The sequence below is a fragment of the Streptomyces sp. PTL18 genome, assembly GCF_059510295.1.
In genome coordinates this window covers 1-2,365 of record NZ_JCAJZO010000082.1, presented here as the reverse complement: position 1 = coordinate 2,365, position 2,365 = coordinate 1, and the positions used below count along the sequence as shown (strand labels likewise).

2 protein-coding genes are annotated in these 2,365 nt (G+C 67.2%); both read right to left on the bottom strand.

Annotated features, from left to right (window positions below; all coding sequences use genetic code 11):
* Positions 1–55 precede the first annotated feature (55 nt).
* Entirely contained in the window at positions 56–826 is a 771-nt protein-coding gene (istB, locus tag AC5WS8_RS38995) for an IS21-like element helper ATPase IstB (RefSeq protein WP_496108210.1), read from the bottom strand.
* A partial coding sequence (gene istA, locus AC5WS8_RS38990; RefSeq protein ID WP_496108209.1) for an IS21 family transposase occupies positions 823–2,365 on the bottom strand: 1,543 nt, incomplete at its 5' end. The genes istA and istB, both read right to left, overlap by 4 nt.

The window sequence follows — 2,365 nt, the reverse complement described above, 5'->3', positions numbered from 1 at the left end:
TGTCCAGGTACTCGTCTGAGTGCACCACCGAGTACGAAGCTATGTGCTCCACTACTCAGGCCACGTCGGTGTCCCGTTCGATGGCCTGGAGGCGGTTCTTGAGCCGGTAGCTGTTGCCGTTGATCGAGACGACCTCGCAGTGGTGCAGGAGCCGGTCGAGGATCGCGGTGGCCAAGACCTCGTCACCGAAGACCTGGCCCCATTCGCCGAAGGTCTTGTTCGAGGTCAGGATGATCGAGCCCTTCTCGTAGCGCTTGGAGATGACCTGGAAGACCAGGTTCGCCTCGGCCCGTTCCAGCGGCTGGTAGCCCACCTCGTCGACCACGAGAACGGCGGGTCGGAGGTAGCTGGTGAGCTTGCTGATCAGACGGCCCTGGTCCTCGGCGGCCTTGAGGTGGCGGACCATGTCGTCGAGGCTGGTGAAGTAGATCGAATAGCCGGCCCGGCAGGCCGCGACGGCCAGGGCGACGGCGATGTGCGTCTTGCCGACCCCGGGCGGGCCGAGCAGGGCGACGTTGGCTTTGTCCTCGACGAAGGAGAGGGTGGCCAGGTCCTTGACCTTGCGCGGGTCGAGGTCGGGCTGGAAGGAGAAGTCGTAGTCCTCCAGCGTTTTGTGGTGGGGCAGTTTCGACAGCCGCAGGCCGTTGCGGAAGCGGCGGTCGTCGCGGACGGCGAGTTCCTCGGCCAGCACCAGGTCGAGGAAGTCGAGGTAGCCCATCTTGGCCTCGTCGGCCCGCTGGACGTACTGGTTCAAGGCCTCGGCCAGGTGCGGCAGGCCGAGCTTGGCGGCGGTGGTGCGGATGCGGGTGCTGGTCAGCTCGCTCAACGGGCTTCCTTGATCGGGGCGGGTGAGGTGAAGGGCCGGGTGCCGGTCAGCTCGTCATAGACCGACAGCGGACGGCGGCCGACCTCGACGTTTGCGGCGGCGGTTCGGTTCAGCAGAGCCTGCAGCGGTCCGGTCTGGGGCCCGGCCGGCTGGCTGCGGCGGGCAGAAGGCGGAGTGTCGCCGGTGGTGACGCGGCGGCCGGCGCCGGTGGGAAGTCCGTCCCAGTGGGTCTCATCCACGATGCGGGCGCCTCGGCCAACGGCCCGCGGATGGACGGCCAAAAGGGTCTGGCCGCTTGTGTCGGGAACAGTGGAGTGCAGCGTGACCTGGGACTTCGTTGCCCGGATCTCGACCAGCTGGCGGGGGCGGACCTTGCGTGCGGGCACCGAGTAGAGGTTCGCGTCGAAGGCGACCAGGCAATCCTTGCCGACGTGCCGCAGGTGCCGCTGCGTGACCACATACGGGGTCGCCGGCAGCGGACGCAGAGCCATGTGGTCGCGCACGGCCCGGTGTCCGATGACTTCGCCGTGGGTGGCGTGGACCTTCGCCCGCCGCAGCGGCACCCAGGCGGCGAAGGCGGAGTTCAGCTCCTCGATGGAGGAGAAGGCCCGCCCTGCCAGGACGTGGTCGCGGACGATGTTCACCTGTCGCTCGACCCGGCCCTTGCCCTGCGGGCGGTAGGCGGCCAGCACGTCGATATCGAAGTCGTAGTGCCCGGCGAAGGCGACCGCCTCCGGGTGCAGCGGAACCGCCTCACCGGGGGCAACGTGCCGACGCACGACCGTCTTGGTCCGGTCATAGACGATGCTCATCGGCACCCCGCCGAAGTGCGCGAACGCGGCTCGGTGGCAGTCGAAGAAGGTGGCCAGATCCTGGCTGGTGGTGAAGCAGCAGAACGGGTCGCGTGAGTACGACAGCGTCATGTGGAAGGAGTAGACCTTCGGGATACCGACATGGGCAAGGATCTTGCCCTCGTCTCCCCAGTCGACCTGGGCCTGAGCACCCGGGACGACCTCGAACCGCCGGTGCAGGCCCGCCAGCTCACCCGGGCTGATGCCCAGTTCCTCCGCGATCCGGGGCCGGGCTTCCTGCAGATAAAGCTTCACCCGCTGGTAGTTGATCGTGACCCCGTACTCCTGGGCCAGACGCTCGTGGATCACCCTTCCCTTGAGCAGGATCTCGGACCTGAGCATCGCGTCGATCAGCGGCGCGACCTCGTCCACCACCCGCCGAGGCCGCTGATCTGCTGCTTCTCTCTTCGGCGGCGCAACCGGTGCGGAGTCCTTGAGGTACTTGCTGACCGTCCGGCGGTTCAGCCCGGTCTCCTTCGCGATCTCCCGCAGGCTCATCGCACCCGACTCGTACAGCGGACGAAACCGCCTCAACTCCAGCCAGCGATGCGGATCCAAGACCACCGTCAGCCGCCTCCCTGCCACCCGAACCGACAGCAGCAGACTCACGGTCTTCACCTCATCACCGCACCGGAAACGGTGCACTTTCATCCGTACGAGGTGGTGCACGTTCGCTTGTACGCCGACA